Annotated in this window: 18 protein-coding genes; 10 read left to right on the top strand and 8 right to left on the bottom strand. The window is 69.8% G+C overall.

The features are described from left to right. On the bottom strand, positions 1-654 hold a 654-nt coding region (locus ACFWGJ_RS29710; RefSeq protein WP_387330740.1), incomplete at its 3' end, for a phosphatase PAP2 family protein. Positions 655-833: 179 nt separating this feature from the next. Between ACFWGJ_RS29710 and ACFWGJ_RS29705 the strand changes: the two genes are divergently transcribed. Next, a complete protein-coding gene (locus tag ACFWGJ_RS29705) occupies positions 834-1,895 on the top strand; it encodes a hypothetical protein (protein ID WP_387330737.1) in 1,062 nt (353 codons plus the stop codon). A 27-nt stretch (positions 1,896-1,922) separates the two neighbouring features. On the opposite strand, the gene ACFWGJ_RS29700 is transcribed toward ACFWGJ_RS29705, so the two are convergent. Beyond that, positions 1,923-3,239, bottom strand: coding sequence for a hypothetical protein (locus ACFWGJ_RS29700; protein ID WP_387330734.1), 1,317 nt, complete (start codon positions 3,237-3,239; stop codon positions 1,923-1,925). A gap of 163 nt (positions 3,240-3,402) precedes the next feature. Here ACFWGJ_RS29700 and ACFWGJ_RS29695 point away from each other — a divergent pair, with 163 nt between their 5' ends. Together ACFWGJ_RS29695 and ACFWGJ_RS29690 are read left to right on the top strand one after the other, a co-directional pair. Continuing rightward, positions 3,403-3,768: a deoxyxylulose-5-phosphate synthase gene (locus ACFWGJ_RS29695; protein ID WP_387330731.1), complete on the top strand. Its 366-nt coding sequence runs from the start codon at positions 3,403-3,405 to the stop codon at positions 3,766-3,768. A 380-nt stretch (positions 3,769-4,148) separates the two neighbouring features. Then, positions 4,149-5,108 (top strand): alpha/beta hydrolase, encoded by a 960-nt coding sequence (locus ACFWGJ_RS29690; RefSeq protein WP_381833282.1) that lies wholly within the window; start codon positions 4,149-4,151, stop codon positions 5,106-5,108. A gap of 62 nt (positions 5,109-5,170) precedes the next feature. Here ACFWGJ_RS29690 and ACFWGJ_RS29685 read toward each other — a convergent pair whose 3' ends face one another. The 5 genes from ACFWGJ_RS29685 to ACFWGJ_RS29665 all read right to left on the bottom strand — a co-directional run bounded on the left by ACFWGJ_RS29685 (position 5,171) and on the right by ACFWGJ_RS29665 (position 9,915). Next, entirely contained in the window at positions 5,171-6,295 is a 1,125-nt protein-coding gene (locus tag ACFWGJ_RS29685) for a MerR family transcriptional regulator (protein ID WP_387330728.1), read from the bottom strand. Between the two features lie 168 nt (positions 6,296-6,463). Continuing rightward, complete coding sequence (locus tag ACFWGJ_RS29680) at positions 6,464-7,306, bottom strand: alpha/beta fold hydrolase (RefSeq protein WP_387330725.1); 843 nt, start codon at positions 7,304-7,306, stop codon at positions 6,464-6,466. 187 nt (positions 7,307-7,493) lie between these two features. After that, positions 7,494-8,180, bottom strand: coding sequence for an NADPH-dependent F420 reductase (locus ACFWGJ_RS29675; protein WP_387330722.1), 687 nt, complete (start codon positions 8,178-8,180; stop codon positions 7,494-7,496). Next, positions 8,177-9,283: an LLM class flavin-dependent oxidoreductase gene (locus ACFWGJ_RS29670; RefSeq protein WP_387330743.1), complete on the bottom strand. Its 1,107-nt coding sequence runs from the start codon at positions 9,281-9,283 to the stop codon at positions 8,177-8,179. The genes ACFWGJ_RS29675 and ACFWGJ_RS29670 overlap by 4 nt, the downstream gene beginning before the upstream one ends. 164 nt (positions 9,284-9,447) lie before the next feature. Continuing rightward, a complete protein-coding gene (locus tag ACFWGJ_RS29665; RefSeq protein ID WP_387330719.1) occupies positions 9,448-9,915 on the bottom strand; it encodes a MarR family winged helix-turn-helix transcriptional regulator in 468 nt (155 codons plus the stop codon). Between the two features lie 178 nt (positions 9,916-10,093). Between ACFWGJ_RS29665 and ACFWGJ_RS29660 the strand changes: the two genes are divergently transcribed. The 3 genes from ACFWGJ_RS29660 (at position 10,094) to ACFWGJ_RS29650 (ending at position 12,723) form a co-directional block, all read left to right on the top strand. Beyond that, entirely contained in the window at positions 10,094-10,402 is a 309-nt protein-coding gene (locus tag ACFWGJ_RS29660) for a GNAT family N-acetyltransferase (protein WP_387330716.1), read from the top strand. Positions 10,403-10,433: 31 nt separating this feature from the next. Then, positions 10,434-10,844 carry a (4Fe-4S)-binding protein gene (locus ACFWGJ_RS29655; protein WP_387330714.1) on the top strand — a complete coding sequence of 137 codons (411 nt, stop codon included), beginning with the start codon at positions 10,434-10,436 and terminating at the stop codon, positions 10,842-10,844. 139 nt (positions 10,845-10,983) lie between these two features. Beyond that, positions 10,984-12,723 carry a pyruvate dehydrogenase gene (locus tag ACFWGJ_RS29650; RefSeq protein ID WP_387330711.1) on the top strand — a complete coding sequence of 580 codons (1,740 nt, stop codon included), beginning with the start codon at positions 10,984-10,986 and terminating at the stop codon, positions 12,721-12,723. Positions 12,724-12,803: 80 nt separating this feature from the next. Here the strand turns inward: ACFWGJ_RS29650 and ACFWGJ_RS29645 are convergent, their stop codons facing one another. Further along, positions 12,804-13,292 (bottom strand): carboxymuconolactone decarboxylase family protein, encoded by a 489-nt coding sequence (locus tag ACFWGJ_RS29645; protein WP_387330708.1) that lies wholly within the window; start codon positions 13,290-13,292, stop codon positions 12,804-12,806. Positions 13,293-13,413: 121 nt separating this feature from the next. Between ACFWGJ_RS29645 and ACFWGJ_RS29640 the strand changes: the two genes are divergently transcribed. The 4 genes from ACFWGJ_RS29640 (at position 13,414) to ACFWGJ_RS29625 (ending at position 16,198) form a co-directional block, all read left to right on the top strand. After that, positions 13,414-14,403 carry a pirin family protein gene (locus tag ACFWGJ_RS29640; protein ID WP_387330706.1) on the top strand — a complete coding sequence of 330 codons (990 nt, stop codon included), beginning with the start codon at positions 13,414-13,416 and terminating at the stop codon, positions 14,401-14,403. 190 nt (positions 14,404-14,593) lie between these two features. After that, positions 14,594-15,253 (top strand): hydrolase, encoded by a 660-nt coding sequence (locus ACFWGJ_RS29635; protein WP_387330703.1) that lies wholly within the window; start codon positions 14,594-14,596, stop codon positions 15,251-15,253. 125 nt (positions 15,254-15,378) lie between these two features. Next, the gene (gene panD, locus ACFWGJ_RS29630) at positions 15,379-15,801 is read left to right on the top strand and encodes an aspartate 1-decarboxylase (RefSeq protein ID WP_387330700.1); all 423 of its coding nucleotides are present in this window, start codon (positions 15,379-15,381) and stop codon (positions 15,799-15,801) included. Between the two features lie 52 nt (positions 15,802-15,853). Beyond that, entirely contained in the window at positions 15,854-16,198 is a 345-nt protein-coding gene (locus tag ACFWGJ_RS29625; RefSeq protein WP_387330697.1) for a GNAT family N-acetyltransferase, read from the top strand. Positions 16,199-16,653 lie beyond the last annotated feature (455 nt).

Here is a 16,653-nt window from a genome sequence, read left to right as displayed (position 1 = left end):
GCGGTCGCCCGCCCGGTCGATCACCCAGGCCGTCGCCGGTACCACGGTGAACGCGGTGCACCAGCCGCCGAGGACGTCGGTCGGATAGTGGGCCCCCAGGGCGACCTGCGCCCACCCCATGGCGGCGCCCGCGACCAGCCCCGCGGCGAGCACGAGCAGCGCGCCCGCCGCCCTGCCGAAGCCGGACCGGCCGACCACGAGCAGCGCCACGATGACCGCGAGCGCGGTGAGGAAGGCGGTGTGCCCGCTCGGATAGGACAGGTTGTCAGGGCCGTGGATGGTGCGCCCCACCAGGGACTTCAGGAGTGTCGCCACCACGACGGTGACGCCGACCCCGGCCACGACGAACACGGCGGCGCGAGTGCGCCGACGCAGCAGACAGCCCGCGACGGCGACCAGGATCAGCGCAGCCGCTCCGACTGGCTCACCGAGAAAGTCGACGGCGAGCGCGACACCCCGCCACGGCGCCCGCACGCTGTCGTCCGTCGGCTCCACGAACCACCGGTCCACGGCGCCGGGTTCACCGTGCCCGGCATACATGAAGCCGAGCACGGCGACGACGACGCCGGCGAGCCCCGCGACCGACGCGAGCAGGGCGCGCAGGGGCGCGGGCAGCACGGCGGGCGCCGGGCGATTACCGGTCTTCAAGGCCACCTTTGCCACCCTAGCCAACGAGCGGTCGCACCAAACCGCGGTTGGGGTCCCGGGTACACCGGGCTCCGCACGCCGGGCCACTCGGTTCCGTTGAGCGAAAGGGATATTCACCTCTTGTGAACTGATTGCGTGGATCACATACTGACGTTGATCAACTGTCGCTTGCACGGAGTTGCGCCATGCCCCGATACCGCCGTGCCGTCGGCACCGCCCTGCTCGTCGCCGCGACGCTGGCCGTCGGAGGCTGCGGAAGCGGGACACCGTCGGCGACGCGTACGTCCCCCGTCGCGGCGGACGAGACGGAATCGGAGTCGGAGCCGACACCACCGGCCGACGACTCGGACGCGGTGGCGGCCGACGACACCTCCATGGAAGAGGCTCTGACGGCCGCGGGCGTCGACGACGCCCTGGTCAACAAGCTCGGCGAGGTCGGCGATGCCAACAACTACGGCCTAGGGGTGGGCGTGGAGACCGGCCTGGAGGATCGCCGCGGACTGGCCGTCGTCCAGATCGACGCCTGCCGCAACGTGGACGTCGGTTACCGGACCTGGAGAGGCATCCGTTACGCGGACGAGGCGAACGGCGCGACCGAGGAACAGGCCGCCGCGATGGCCGACTTCCTGCGGACTGAGTTCTGCCCGAACGTCAAAGCGTTGAAGGAGGCTCCGCTTCCCGAGCAGACCCTCGACGCGGCGTCGAAGGACGACCTCGGCGGCAGGGGCCTCGCCTCACCGCTGACCTGGTGGGACGCGCGCTATCCGCGCGTCTCGTGGTCCAAGGCGTGCGCGGCGCAGACGGGAATGCCCGTCGGTGACCCCGTGACCTACCGGCTGGCGAAGGACGAAGTCGTCTGCGCGACCGTCCCGTCGGCTGCGTCCCTGAAGGATTACCTCATCAGCCTGGACATCGTCTTCTCGTCCCCGGTCGACGAGGACAGGGCACGCAGGGCGACACTCGCCCTGCTCCCGTCCGACGCGTCACCGACGGAACCGACGGAGGGCACCAACCCCGACTGGTCGTACCTCGGCGGCGGCTGTCTGAACACCAACTACCGCACATCGACGATGAAGGCCCTGACGGACAGACTGGACAAGGACGCGGAGCCCTGGGCATCCGCCCTCTACTACACCGACGGCGCGACGGAGGACGGAGCGGTGGGCGACTACACGGGCAAGGTCAAGCAGATCGCCCTGTCCACGGGCGCCAACGAGCCGGGCGGGACGGGCGAGTTGACCTGCTGATCCGCAGCCAAGGGATCCCGGCGAGTCCTACGCCGACGCGGGCAGCGCGGGGAACACCACCACCGAGCCGTCCCTGTCGCGGGCGATCTCGATCGCCACGTCCGTCATGCGGCTGTCGGCCGAGACGCCGTCACCGAGCCTGCGAATCCGGTGTGCCGCGCGCATCAGGCGATCGACTTCACCGGTCGTGAAGACGGGCCGCAAACCGTTCGGCCGGGCCAGCTCCAGCGCCGACAGCTGTACCAGCACGCCGCCGATGCCCGACTCCAGTTCGTCGAGGCGCTGCTGGTCAGCCTTGAGCGCGCGGGCGAAATTCTCGAACAGGCTGTCGGGTTCGCCCTGAGCGTGTTCGACGGCTTGCAGGACGATGACCCGCCGCTTCAGGGCGATCGCCAGGGCGGCGAGTGCGAGGTGGGCGCGGAAGGTGCCGCCCTCGTCGTCGACTCCGGGGAACGACTTGGTCAGCGTGTCGATCTCGACGGCCTTGCCGTCGGGCAGCTTGTCGAGTGCGCTTTGCCACCGGGCAAGACGGCGATCGGCGGCGCCCAGCGCCGTGTTGATGGCATGCACGGCCGAGTCCAGTCCCAGCGAGGCACCGAGCTTGCCCTGGTCGAGCAGGATGGCTGTTGCCTTGTCGATGGCATCGCGACAGCCGTCGAGTTCGCTGTGCTCGTCGTCGAGCTTCTGTTCGTGCAGCTGCTCCAGCAGTTCCGTGATGTGTTCGATGGCCTGCCGGCGCTTGGAGTCGGCGTTCGCGCTGACTCCCACGGCTATGGCCATGAGCACGAGAGGCGCGGCCACGGTGAGCACCGCGCTGCCGGTGAGCGCGGCACCGGCCGTGGCACCGGCTCCGCCGACCGCGCCCGCTGCCGCCGCCTGCCCGACCGGCACGAACTTCGCGCCGGCGACGATACGGCCGGCCGAGTTCACGAGTGGGCCGTGGATGCCACCGGCCACGCCCTTCCCGGCCATCGGGCGAACGATGCCCTGGCCGAACTGGGCGGCAACCTTCGCCGGCACCACCATGCGGTACAGGCCTTCGCCGGCAGCGGTCGCCTTGGCCGCCACGGAGGAATTTCGCGCCGACTGCGTGATGAGCTGCGACAGATGCTGTGCCAAGGGACTCACGGCGTCCAACGGGATACCGCGGCTGCGGTCGAGCGCGTCGGGCACCGGATGCAGCTCAAGTGTGGCGATCGGCTGGTCGGCCAGACCGGCCAGCACACCGCGCAGCTCGACCAGGCGCTCAGCCGTCATCGGCTCGTCGCCGCCGATTGCAGGCACCCGTACGTCGCCGGTAGCCAGTGTCCACACCGGAACGGTTGCCTTGCGATAGTCGATCATCGTCTCCCCGTCTCCCCTTGCTCAGCAGCAACAGAGTACGGCCGATGTCCGACAAGTTGACGTGCCGTGGGTCCTGCCCTGCTTGCCCTGTTGCGGATTGTCCGTCGAGCGCGGGCAGGAAATGCCTTCGATTCCGCGGCCCGGTGACGCATACCCTGACCCCATGTCCCACGCGAAGACCTCGTACGTCTGCCTGCCCTGCAGGGCCGCGTACAAGCAGCCCTACGACGGGGACCGGCAGCGGATCTGCCCCCGCTGTGCGCGGTCGCTGATCCATGTGGGTTCCGCCTTCGCCGCGCCTCGGCGTCGGGACATCGCGGCCTGGCGGACGCTGTCCGTGTTGCTGCACGCCGGTGTTCGTTTTCACAGGAGCTGCTGTGGCGGACCCGGGTACCGGCCCCGGACCCTGCGCGAGGTCCGTGAGCGGATGACGTACGCCCGGCGCAGTGGTGAGCCGTTCGCGAGGGCGCTCGTGCGGTACGAGGTGCCGTCCGCCCCGTCCGCCCCGTCCGCCCCGTCGCGCGGCTGAGCGAACGCGCGTCATACGCCGTACCGCGCCGCAGTCGTCGATGACACCGGCGACATCACCGATGGCGTGGAGCCGCAGCGGCCCTATGGTGATGCTGCTTCAGGCGGCTCGGGCCCCCACGGCCCGGTCGCAGGTCGTCCTTCGGATTCATTTCGCACGCAGCACCGTGCACCGCCCCAACGCGCCATCCGAGACAACCTCATTGCTTCCGTGACGTGACGCCACGTCCTGCGGCCCGCGTCTCCCGACGCGCGTCGCACACGGCCGGGCAAGCCGGGGCTCGACCAGCCACGAGCACGCCCGACCAGCCATGAGCAGGGCACGCACCACCGGAGTCACCGCTCCCGTGTCACCCACGGAACCTGGTGAAAGGACCGATCGTGCAAGCATCCCCCACACCCAGATCCACCTCCACGTCCACACCCACTTCCTCCGCGCGGGCGGAACGTGCGCCGCGCCCGCGCCGACCGCGTGGCCGACTCGCCGCGCTGTCGGCCACGGCCGCACTGCTCGCCGGTCTGACCAGCTCCCTCACCGGTGTCGCCGACGCCGCGGACAACCCCTACGAACGCGGCCCGGCGCCGACCAACGCCAGCATCGAGGCCGCCCGCGGCTCGTACGCCGTCTCGCAGACGACCGTTTCCCGGTCCAGCGTGAGCGGTTTCGGCGGCGGGACCGTCTACTACCCGACCAGCACCAGCGACGGCACGTTCGGAGCGGTGGCCATCTCGCCAGGATTCACCGCTTCGCAGTCGGCGGTGTCATGGCTCGGCCCCAGGCTGGCCTCCCAGGGCTTCGTCGTTATCACCATCGACACCCTCAGCACCCTCGACCAGCCGGCCGCCCGCGGTGACCAACTGCTCGCAGCGCTCGACTACTTGACGCAGAGCAGCAGCGTCCGTACCCGGATCGACAGCACCCGGCTCGGCGTCATGGGGCACTCCATGGGCGGCGGCGGCTCGCTGGAAGCGTCCAAGGACCGGCCGTCGTTGCAGGCCGCGGTCCCGCTCACGCCGTGGAACACCGACAAGACCTGGCCGGAGGTCCAGACGCCCACCCTGATCGTCGGAGCGGACGGTGACACGGTCGCGCCGGTCTCCTCGCACGCCGAGCCGTTCTACACCAGCCTGCCGTCCGCGCTGAACCGCGCGTACCTGGAGCTGAACAACGCCACGCACTCCGCCCCCACGTCGTCCAACACGACGGTCGCGAAGTACAGCATTTCCTGGCTGAAGCGGTTCATCGACAACGACACCCGCTACGAACAGTTCCTGTGCCCGCTGCCCGCGGCGAGTACGACCATCGAGGAATACCGAGGCAACTGCCCCCACACCGGCTGAGCCGCCCTCGCAACCGACGCCGACCTGGCCGCCGTCCTGTCCCGCAGGCCGGCGGCCGGACGTCAGTTCTCCAGTCGCACCGGCATCAGGAGAGAGAACGCGTCCTCGTCGTCGGGCCGACGGATCGCGAGCGGAGCCGTCGGCGCACCCAGCTCCAGGACCAGCTCGTCCCGGGCTCCGGCGGCGAGCGCGTGCAGCAGGAACTCGCGATTGACACCGACGTCGTCCCGCTCGTCGGCACTGCCGTCACCGTCGGCACCGTCGTCGCACACGACCACGTTTCCGTCCTCCGTCATCCTGAGCACACTGAGGTCCTGGGGCTCGCCGTCCGGCTCCCCGGCCTCGCTCGTGCGGACAGGACCGTTCTCCAGCGCGGCGCGGAAGGCCGCCGTATCGATGCGAACCCGACGACCGGCCGGGAGGTTGACGAGGCGGCGGTAGTCCGGGAACTCATGCCCGATGACCTGACCGGCCGTCTGCCGTTCCCCGGCCTCCAGCATGACGCGGTCACCGTCCACCACGAGGTTGACGGTCTCGCCGCCGGTCAGGAGCGCCCGCATCGCGTCGGCGAGCGGAAGAGGCACGAGCACCTGGGTCCGGGACCCGACATGCCCGGTCGTGTGCGCTCGTGCGACGGCCATCCGGTAGCGGTCGGTGGCCACCAGACGGAGTCCGTCACCTTCGACGTCGAAGAAGATGCCGGCGAGCATCGGCAGCTCGGGGTCGGAGCCGGCCGCGAAACGGACCGTGTCCAGCGCGGCGGCCAGCTCCAGCGGCGACGTGGACACCCGAGTGGCAGCGGCAGCGGCGGTGGTCGCGGCGGCGGTGCGGAGCGAAGCCATGGGGTTCTCCCTGCGGTCGAGTAGAGCTCGGAGCGTGGAGAACTCACCGCGGGCATCGGACAGCCCCAGTTCGAGACGGCGCAGGTGAGCCTCAAGGAGCCCGCGCACCAGCTCGGTGTCCGCGCCCGCCCACCCGGCGAGCACGAGCCGGATGTCCGCCAGCGGCATGCCGGCCCGGCGCAACCGGGCCAGCAGCGTGGCCTCCTCCAACTGCTCCTGCTCGTACCAGCGATAGCCGCTGACGGGGTCCACCCAGGCCGGTACCAGCACCCCGGCCCGGTCGTAGAACCGCAGCGCACTCACGCTGAGCCCACCGTCCCGGGCCATCTCCCCGATACTGCGCATCTCGTTCTCCACACCCGGAACCCTGAGCCCTCGACAAGGTCGAGGGTCAACCCGATCCGGACGCCTCTTCGCCTGGGACGACGTCAGGACGACGTCAGGACGACGTCAGGACGACGTCACGACGACGTCAGAGGTCTCGGCCGCAGGGCAACGGCCAGTCATTCGGCCCTACTTCGCGAGGAAGTCGCGCAGTGCGGTGTTGACCTCGTCGGCGTGGGTCCAGAGCAGGCCGTGCGGCGCTCCCTCGATCTCGATGTAGTGGGCCTCGGGGAGCGCCTGGTGGAATCGGCGCGCGGTGGCGTCGATCGGCAGGATGTTGTCGTGCGTCCCGTGCAGGATCAGTGCGGGCTTGCCGCTCTCACGGACCGCCTCGACATCGGCGCGGAAGTCCTCGATCCACGCGGGTACGACAGCGTACGCAGCGACCGGGGCGCTGCCGATCGCGACGTTCCAGCTGCCGGTCACGACCTCCTCGCTGATACGGGTGCCGAGGTTTTCGTCGAGGTTGTAGAAGTCCGAGTAGAACTGCTTGAACCAGGCGTACCGGTCCGCCTTCGCGGTCGCGGCGATCCCGTCGAAGACCTCCTGCGGCACCCCTTCGGGGTTGTCGTCGCGGGCGACGAGGAACGGTTCGAGCGAGGCGAGGAAGGCGAGCTTCGCGACCCGCTCATGACCGTGGCGGCTGACGTAGCGGGCCAGCTCCCCGGTGCCCATCGAGAAGCCGACGAGGACGACGTCCCGCAGGTCTAGGGTCTCAAGGACCGTGTTCAGGTCGGCGGCGAAGGTGTCGTAGTCGTAGCCGGAGTTCACCTTCGACGACTGGCCGAAGCCGCGACGGTCATAGGTGATGACCCGATAGCCCTGGGCCAGCAGCTCCCGTGTCTGACGTTCCCAGCTGTGCCCGTTCAGCGGATATCCGTGGATCAGGACGACCGGCTGTCCAGAACCCTGATCCTCGTAATAGAGCTCGATCGGAGTGCTGTTCTCCGTGCCGACCTTGATGTAACCCATGGTGCTTTTCCTTTCTGACCTGCTGACCGTCCGACCTGCTGACAGGCCGACGAAAACGTATGCCGGACGAAGTCGGCCGTGCCGACGGGTGTCCTGTCGGCACGTCTGACGTGGTACGAGCTGATCGGGTCGCCGGGATCGAGTGCGACCGTCATGGACGCACCGAAGCCGCCGGCCAGTTCTCGCGTCATCCGGCAAGCCCTGTAGGAGTAGGCGTAGGAGGAGGACCTGGAGCCGGAGCGGCGGTGAGTGCGCGAAGCCGCTCGGCGTCGACATTGGCTCCGAAGGCGGGGGTCCCGGGTTCGAGCCGGGCGCCCGCGGCGAGGTCGCCGATGGTGAGCGGGTCGAATCCGAGAGCGTCGACCAGCGCGGACACGACGGCGAGATCCCCGGACGCGTTCCCGGCGATCGCGATGGCCTTGCGTCCGGGGCCGCCGGCCGGGCGAGCCTCGTCTTCGAGGTCGTGGTAGCCCATGTGGTTGAGGGCTTTGACGACACGCGCACCTGGCAGGAACCCCTGCACGGCTTCGCTCGACGAGGTGTCGGCGGGGAGGACCGCGGCGCGGGGGCCGTCGACCTCCCACCAGTGGTTCATCGCGTCGATGACGAGCTTTCCCTCCAGCTGCGGAACCGGGAGATCGCGGTGTCCGCCGAGCGGGAGAGCCAGGATCACCACGTCGGCGGCGCCCGCGGCCTGGGCCGGCCACACGGCGGTCGCTCCCGGGGTGAGGATCTTGGCGGTGAGCGCGATCCTTGAGGGGTCACCGGACCCGGAGATCAGGACGCGATAGCTGGAGGCGACCGCCAGGCGGGCCAGGACGGTGCCGAGTTTGCCGGCTCCCAGGATCCCGATGGTGGTGACGGGGTCGGTCATCGTGCCGTTCCCGCCGCACCCGCCGTATCTGCGGTGCCCGCGGCGCCCGCCGTACCCGCGGGCCGCTCCGCCAGCAGCTCGCGGACCCGTGGGATGACCTGGGTGCCGTACAACTCGACGGAACGCAGACGTGCGGAGGCCGAAACGGTGCCCGCGGCGGAGTAGATCATGTCGAACCGGCCCGCGTTCAGGACCCGGACGGCATGCGCGATCTTGGTCGCCACCGTCTCGACCGAGCCGACGTACAGCGATCCGCGGTCCACCTCGGCGTCGAACTCCGCCCGGCGAAGCGGTTGCCAGCCGCGCTGCGCCCCGATCCGGTCGCGGATCTCCTTGTAGCCGGGGTGGAAGAGCTCCTTGGCCTCTTCGTCGGTGGCCGCGACGAAGCCCGGCGAATGCAGGCCGACCGGCTGCGCGGTCGTGCCGAACTCGTCACTGGCACGCCGGTACAGATCCACGTAGGGCGCGAACCGGTCGGGGGCGCCGCCGATGACGGCGAGCATGAGCCCGAAGCCGTACTGAGCGGTGCGGAGCACGGACTTCGGTGTGCCGCCCACTCCCACCCAGGTCTTGAGGCGCCCCGACTCGGTCTTCGGGTGCACGTCCGCATCGTGCAGGGCGGCGCGCGTGGTGCCCTCCCAGGTGACCGGCCTCTCGTCCAGGAGCCGGTGGAACAGTTCGATCTTCTCCTCGAACAGCACCTCGTAGTCCTTCAGGTCGTACCCGAACAGGGGGAACGATTCGGTGAAGGAACCGCGTCCGAGGATCACCTCGGCGCGGCCGTTGGAGAGCGCGTCGACCGTGGCGAATCGCTGGAACACCCGCACCGGGTCGTCCGAGGAGAGCACTGACACGCCCGAGGCGAGCCGGATGCGCTTGGTGGCGGTCGCGATGCCGGCCAGTACCGTCTCGGGGCTGGAGATCGCGTACTCGGGTCGGTGGTGCTCACCCAACGCCACGACGTCGATGCCGACTTCGTCGGCAAGAACCGCTTCGGCGACAGCGGCGCGGATCGCCTGCGCGGGCGAGACGATCATGCCCCGGTCGTTGCGGGGCCGGTCTCCGAAGCTGTCGATACCGAACTCGATCTGCTGGACATCCATCGTGTTCACTCGTCCAACGCCTTCGTTGTGTCGGGGTGCGGCGGTCACCCGCACCACCTCCGCCGATCCGGTTGATGCGTCAACATGACACCGGGCTGGTTGTCGTGTCAACTACACGGTGATGGGGCGTGTACGGCCGCACGTGAGAGAACTGTGGCCCGGTGTCAGTCCGGCTGCCGTTCCATGTGGTCCAGTACGCGCTCGCTGAGCCGGCCGAGCGTGCTCAGCTGGCTCGGGGTCAGGGCTTCGATGAACAGGCGGCGGACGTGCTCGACGTGCTGCGGCGCGGCCTCTTCGATCGCCCGGTAGCCGGCCGGGGTGGCGACGATGAACGCGCCGCGTCCGTCGTCGGGGCATTCCTCCCTGGCCACGAGCCCGCGCTTCGCCATCCGTGTGACCTGGTGGGACATGCGGCTCTTCTCCCACTCCACGAGCTTGGCCAGATCCAGGAAGCGCATCCGTCCGCCGCCCCTCTCGGTGAGGCTGACGAGCACGATGTAGTCCGACGCGGACATTCCGGAGTCGGCCTGAATGCGGCGGGACAGTCGTCCGATGAGTTTCTCGTGCATGCGGATGAAGCTGTCCCAGGCGTCCTTCTCTTCCGGATCGAGCCAGCGCGGCGATGCGTCCATGAACGGAGTCTAGCGACGTCGTTGACACCTCATCCACTCGTGGTGGCGGCGTCGTCACTCGGTGAGGCGGCGTACGGTTAAGTTGATGCATCAACCTAAGAGAGCTAGGTTGATGTCCCGGCCGACGGGATTTCGCCGCATCCGGGGTGAGCGGGATCGGGCCCCACGAGGAGGACACATGACGGTCGAAGTGATCGACGTACCCGAGGCGAAGAGCTACGAGGCCCGTGTCGACGGCGCCTCCAAGGTGGCGGGCGTCGCGCAGTACATCCGTACGACGGAGCTCATCGCGTTCGTGCACACCGAGGTCGAGGCGGAGTACGAGGGTGCGGGAGTCGGGTCCGCGCTGGCCCGTACCGCCCTGGACGAGGCACGCGCCGCGAACCTGCGGGTGCTGGCGACCTGCCCCTTCTTCGCGGGTTGGATCAACCGGCACCCCGAGTACCAGGACCTGCTGTACCAGTCCCGCAGCAGGGTCAGTGACTGAGGAGCAGGGCGCGGCGGTGGTGGAGGCGGGTATGAGCGGCGAATCCGAGCGCAGGACGTACCGGGCGGAGTCGATCACGGTGACCTTCGAGGCCGGGCGCTGCCTCCATGCCGCCGAATGCGTCCATGGCCTGCCCGAGGTGTTCGACACGACGAGGCGACCGTGGATCCTGCCGGATGCCTCCACGGCCGAGCGCCTGGCGGAAGTGGTACGGCGCTGCCCGTCGGGCGCGCTCCGGTACGAACTCGTGGACGGCGGGACGGAAGTCCCCGACCGGCCCACGACCATCACCCGCAGCGCCACCGGGCAGTTGACCGTGCGCGGGGAACTGAGCGTGGACACTCCGCGGGGCGCCCGCGCCGAGACCAGGGCCGTGCTGTGCGGCTGCGGGCAGAGCCGCCTCCAGCCGTACTGCGACCACGCGGGGCCCTGCGGCCAGTGACGTGTCCGGCCGGCGACGTGTCCGGTCGGTGACACGTCCGGCAGATGGCGCGTCCGGCCCGTCCCAGGCCGGCGCCCGGCGAGAGTGCTGTGGAGAGTCGTATGAGACAGGTGTGCAGTCCGAGAGGGGAAGTCCGGCGATGCGGAATCTGACCGTGGCCCAGCAGATGGTGGACGTGCTGCGCCAGGCGGGTGTGCAGCGGATCTACGGCGTGGTGGGTGACAGCCTGAACTCGGTGGTCGACGCGGTGCGCCGTACCGACGGCATCGAGTGGGTGCATGTACGCAACGAGGAGGCCGCCGCCTTCGCCGCGGCGGCGGAGGCCCAGCTGACCGGCAGGCTGGCGGTGTGTGCCGGCAGCTGTGGCCCCGGGAACACCCATCTGATCCAGGGGCTGTACGACGCGCACCGCTCCGGCGCGCCCGTGCTGGCGCTCGCCTCGCACATCCCGTCCCACCAGATAGGGACCGGCTTCTTCCAGGAGACGCACCCGGAACGGCTGTTCGTCGAGTGCAGCGACTACTGCGAGATGATCAGCACCCCCGAGCAGCTGCCCCGGGTCCTGCGGATCGCCATGCAGCGGGCCCTCGGCAACAACGCCGTGTCGGTCCTGGTGCTGCCGGGCGACGTCGCGCACGCCGAAGCGACCCGTCCGACCGGAAGCAGCGACCTGGTCACCGAGCGGGGCCGCGTCGTCGCGCCGGACACACAGGTCCGGGCGCTGGCCGAGAAGCTGAACGCGGCGCGGAAAGTGATGCTGTTCTGCGGCGCGGGAGTGCGGGACGCGCACGCCGAGGTCATGGCGCTCGCCGAGCAGGCCGCCGCCCCCGTCGGGCACACCCTGCGGGGCAAGGAGTGGATCCAGTTCGACAACCCGTACGACGTGGGCATGAGCGGGCTGCTGGGGTACGGCGCCTGCTTCGACGCGATGCACGAGGCCGACCTGGTCGTCCTGCTCGGCACCGATTTCCCGTACAACGACTTCCTGCCGCAGGCGCGTACCGTGCAGATCGACCACGACGCGGGCCGGCTCGGCCGTCGCACCGTGCTGGACCTCGGGGTGCACGGCGACGTCCGGGAGACGCTGAGGACCGTGCTGCCGCTGGTCGAGGCGAAGCGGGACCGCACCTATCTGGACCGGATGCTGCACAAGCACGCCAAGTCGCTGGAGAAGGTGGTCTCCGCCTACACCCACGACGTCGAGCGGCACACCCCGATCCACCCCGAGTACGCGGCCTCCGTGCTGGACGAACTCGCCGCCGACGACGCGGTGTTCACCGTGGACACCGGCATGTCCAATGTGTGGGCGGCGCGTTACCTCACCCCCAACGGACGGCGGCGGGTGATCGGTTCGTTCCTGCACGGCACGATGGCCAACGCGCTGCCGCACGCCGTCGGCGCGCAGTTCGCCTACCCCGGCCGCCAGGTGATATCGATGTCGGGGGACGGCGGACTGGGCATGCTGATGGGCGAGTTGCTCACCGTGAAGCTGCACGACCTGCCGGTGAAGACGATCGTCTTCAACAACTCCTCCCTGGGCATGGTCAAGTTGGAGATGCTGGTCGAGGGGCTGCCCGAGTACGAGACCGACCACGGGCCGGTGGACTACGCGGCGATAGCCCGCGGCGCGGGCATCGAGGCGATCCGCATCGAGCAGCCCGGAGACGTTGCCGAGGGGCTGAAGCGGGCGCTCGCCCATGACGGACCGTTCCTGGTCGACCTGGTGACCGACCCCAACGCGCTGTCGATCCCGCCGCACATATCGGCCGCCCAGATCAAGGGGTTCGCCTTCGCCGCGGGCCGGACCGTGCTCGACGGAGGCGTCGGCAGGATGCTCGACCTGGCCCGCGCCAACCTGCGGAACCTGCCCCGCCCCTGAGGCGGTCTCCGCCCACGGTCTCCACCCATGGTCTCCGCCCACGCTCTCCGCCCACGGCGAGGTGGGCGGACCGGCCGCCGCTACTCGTCGCGGAGCGGCGACACGGGGTGCTTGCTCATGATCGACACGCGGTTGAACGCGTTGATGGTGACCGCCACCCAGATCGCCGCCGAGATCTGGTCCTCGGTGAGAACCTGCCGGGCGGCCTCGTAGGCCGAGCTCTGGGCCGCGGCATCCGCCGGATCGGTCGTGGCCTCGGCCAGCGCCAGGACCGCGCGCTCGGCAGGGGAGAACAGGCCGGTGTCCCGCCAGGCGCTCAGGACTCCGAGTCTCCGCGTTGATTCACTGGCGCGCAGGGCCGCCGTGGTGTGCCTGTCCAGGCAGTAGGCGCAGCCGTTGAGCTGGGACACGCGGAGGTTGATCAGTTCCACGGCGATGCGGTCGAGCCCGGCCTCGGAAGCCGTCGCCCGGACCGTCTCCGAGACCTGCACCAGGGCATGGAAGGCCTTGGGACTCTGCTTGTCGATGAAGATCCTGCGGGGCTCGGAGCTGTGGGTGCGGTCGCTCACGTCGGGGTCTCCTTCGGGCCACGCGCGCCGTGGCCTGTGGTCGTACGGGTGCCTGGGCCGTCGGCCCGCCCTGTGCCATCCTAGTTGATGTGACAACCAAATTACGTGGGAGGTGCTCTCGATGAGCAACGCGGAAACCGATGCCGAGGCTCTGCGCTGCGGTGCACTCGTCGACGACGACCGGCCGGCAGGGGTGCCCGCGGTCGAGGTCCTGTCGGCGCGTGAAGTCCCTCTCGGGGGACCGCGTGCGCTGGGCGTGCGACGGACGCTGCCCCAGCGGGCACGCACCCTCATCGGCGCCTGGTGCTTCGCCGATCACTACGGCCCGCACGAGGTCGCCGTCTCGGGGGGTATGAACATGCCTCCGCATCCGCACACCGGACTGCAGACGGTGAGCTGGCTGTTCAGCGGCGAGGTCGAACACCGTGACACCCTCGGCACCCACGCCCTGATCCGGCCCGGTGAGATGAACCTGATGACCGGCGGCCACGGCATCGCCCACTCGGAGGTCTCCACCCCGGGCACCGCCGTCCTCCACGGCGTCCAGCTGTGGGTCGCGCTGCCCGAGGAACACCGCGGCACCGCCCGGGACTTCCAGCATTACGTGCCCGAACCCGCGCAGGTCGACGGGGCCGGGATCAGGGTCTTCCTGGGCTCGCTCGCCGGCCGGATCTCCCCGGTCCGTACCTTCACGCCGCTGCTCGGCGCCGAGATCGTCCTCGCGCCCCGCGCGACGCTCACCCTCGCCGTGGACGCGGCCTTCGAGCACGGCCTCCTCGTGGACGGCGGAGACATCCGCCTGACCGGCACCGTGCTGCGGCCCGCCGAACTCGGTTACGTCCCCCGCGGCGCGGACACCCTGACGATGGCCAACGAGACCGACGCCCCGGCGCGGGCCGTCCTCATCGGCGGGCCCCCCTTCGGGGAGGAGATCGTCATGTGGTGGAACTTCGTCGGCCGCAGCCACGAGGACGTGGTGAAGGCCCGCGAGGACTGGGAGGCCGCCTCCGACCGCTTCGGCGTCATCGAGGACTTTCCCGGCGGACCCCTGCCCGCGCCGGCACTGCCGAACGCCGTCATCATGCCGCGCCGGAACCCGCCGCCCCGCTGACCCTCCCGGTGACGGGCACGCCATGGACGAGCCCTGGGCCAGTCGTGCGGCAACGGTCAACTGCCGCCTGTATCAGCCGCGTTGAGGACCAGGGCGTCATCCATTTGGTTGACACGTCAACCTCCACTGCTAATGTAGATGATGCGTCAACCACACGATCGGATGGACCGTCACCCCGGAGAGGGACCCCATGAGCAACGGCACGAAGTCCGGACTGCAGGCGCTGCTGACGCCCGAGGAGAGCGTCGTCGTCCTGATCGACCATCAGCCGTTCCAGTTCGCCAACCTGCACAGCCATGAACCGACGATGATCGTGAACAACGCCGTCGCCCTGGCCAGGACCGCCAAGCTGTTCGACGTACCGACCGTCCTGACGACCGTCCTTGAGGAGCGCGGCGGATACCTCATCAAGGGGCTGCAGGATGTGTTCCCGGAGCAGAAGCCGATCGACCGGACGTTCATCAACACCTGGGAGGACGAGCGGGTCGTCGACGCCGTCAAGGCCACCGGCCGCAAGAAGCTGATCATCGCCGGTCTCTGGACGGAGATCTGCGTCGCGATGCCGGCGATACAGGCGGCGGGCGAGGGCTTCGAGGTCTTCGTCGTCACCGACGCCTCGGGCGGTGCCTCGAAGGAGGCCCATGACATGGCGGTGCTGCGCATGGTCCAGGCGGGAGTGGTACCGATCACCTGGACGGCCGTGGCGAGTGAGTGGCAGCGCGACTGGGCGCGCGAGAAGACCATCGCGGCCATGACCGACGTGCTGCTTGCACACGGTGGCGCCACCGGTGTCGCCTTCGCCTGGGAGACGCAGCTGCTCGCCACGGCACGCACCGGAAACGACGCCTGACACGCCTGAGGAGCGGGAGCCCGGCCGCATCGGGAGGTCTTTGAGCCGCAGACACGCCGATGTACAGTGAGGCACGCCCCTGACCTGCAGAAAGCTGGCGGGGAGCTGTCTTCTAGGAGTCCGAAGTGCTGCGTACTCTGTTCAAATCCAAGATCCACCGTGCCACCGTCACCCAGGCCGACCTGCACTACGTCGGCTCCGTCACGGTCGACGCCGATCTGCTCGACGCCGCCGACCTGCTGCCCGGTGAGCTGGTCCACATCGTCGACATCACCAACGGCGCCCGTCTGGAGACGTACGTCATCGAGGGGGAGCGCGGATCGGGGGTCATCGGCATCAACGGCGCCGCGGCCCACCTGGTGCACCCCGGCGATCTGGTGATCCTCATCAGCTACGCGCAGGTCTCCGACGCCGAGGCGCGTGCGCTGAAGCCGCGGGTCGTGCACGTGGACGGCGACAACCGGATCGTGTCGCTCGGCTCGGACCCGTCCGAGCCGGTACCGGGCTCGGACCAGGAGCGGAGCCCGCAGGCCGTCCCGGCGGCCTGACCTGCACCCGCACCGCATGCGTACCCCCGTACCAGTACTACGAGGAGAATCCATGAGCGACATCACCATCCGTGACGACCGGGAGCGCGGCCTCCTGGAGGCGTACGCCGGTGACGAAGTGGCGGGCCGCATCGCGTACTTCGTCCTCGAAAGCCCCGGCCGGGCCCTCGTGCCGGTGCACACCACCGTGGAGTCCGCGCACGAGGGCAAGGGCATCGCGGGCTCCCTCGCCCGTGAGCTGTACGCGATCTCCGAGCGCGAGGGCGTGCCGGTCGCGCCGCTCTGCCCGTACGTCGTGAAGTGGGCCGAGCGGCACCCGGAGGAGGCGCCGGTGGCGGACGCTGCGCTGCTGAGTGCGGCGAAGGGGTGGCTTGCGGCCCACCCCGGTCGGTTCTGAGCGAAACCCCTGCCGGGGTCGGGTCGGGTCGCTGGGGTTGGCATGCACAGTGCGGGTGCGTGGGGGCTGGTCGCGCAGTTCCCCGCGCCCCTTAAAGGGCCCCTTCCGGGGCCACATGGCCTCCGTTCCGTTCGCTACGGAGTGAGTGGGTGCGCGGGGCCCGGGTAGGCGGGGGAGAAGTCCAGAGCCGACGTTCCCTCTGGCTGGAGGACATGATGACGCAACCGTTCCCCGATCCCGTACATCCGGATCCCACGCCCGGCCCGGGCCCGGACCGGCCGCAGCCCTTCCCGGAACCGGACCCGGTGCCGACCCCGACGCCCCGCCCGGTCCCGGGACCACCGCCGCGCCCCGCGCCCGGCCCGGACCCGACCCCGCCCCCGGAGCCCCAGCCGGACCCCCTGGGCTGAGACTGCGAAAAGGCGGCGGGCGGCTGGAGTGGACATGTCCACTCC

The organism is Streptomyces sp. NPDC060205 (genome assembly GCF_042728395.1).
In the GTDB taxonomy this organism is placed as follows: domain Bacteria; phylum Actinomycetota; class Actinomycetes; order Streptomycetales; family Streptomycetaceae; genus Streptomyces.
This window is presented reverse-complemented; position numbering and strand designations above follow the sequence as displayed.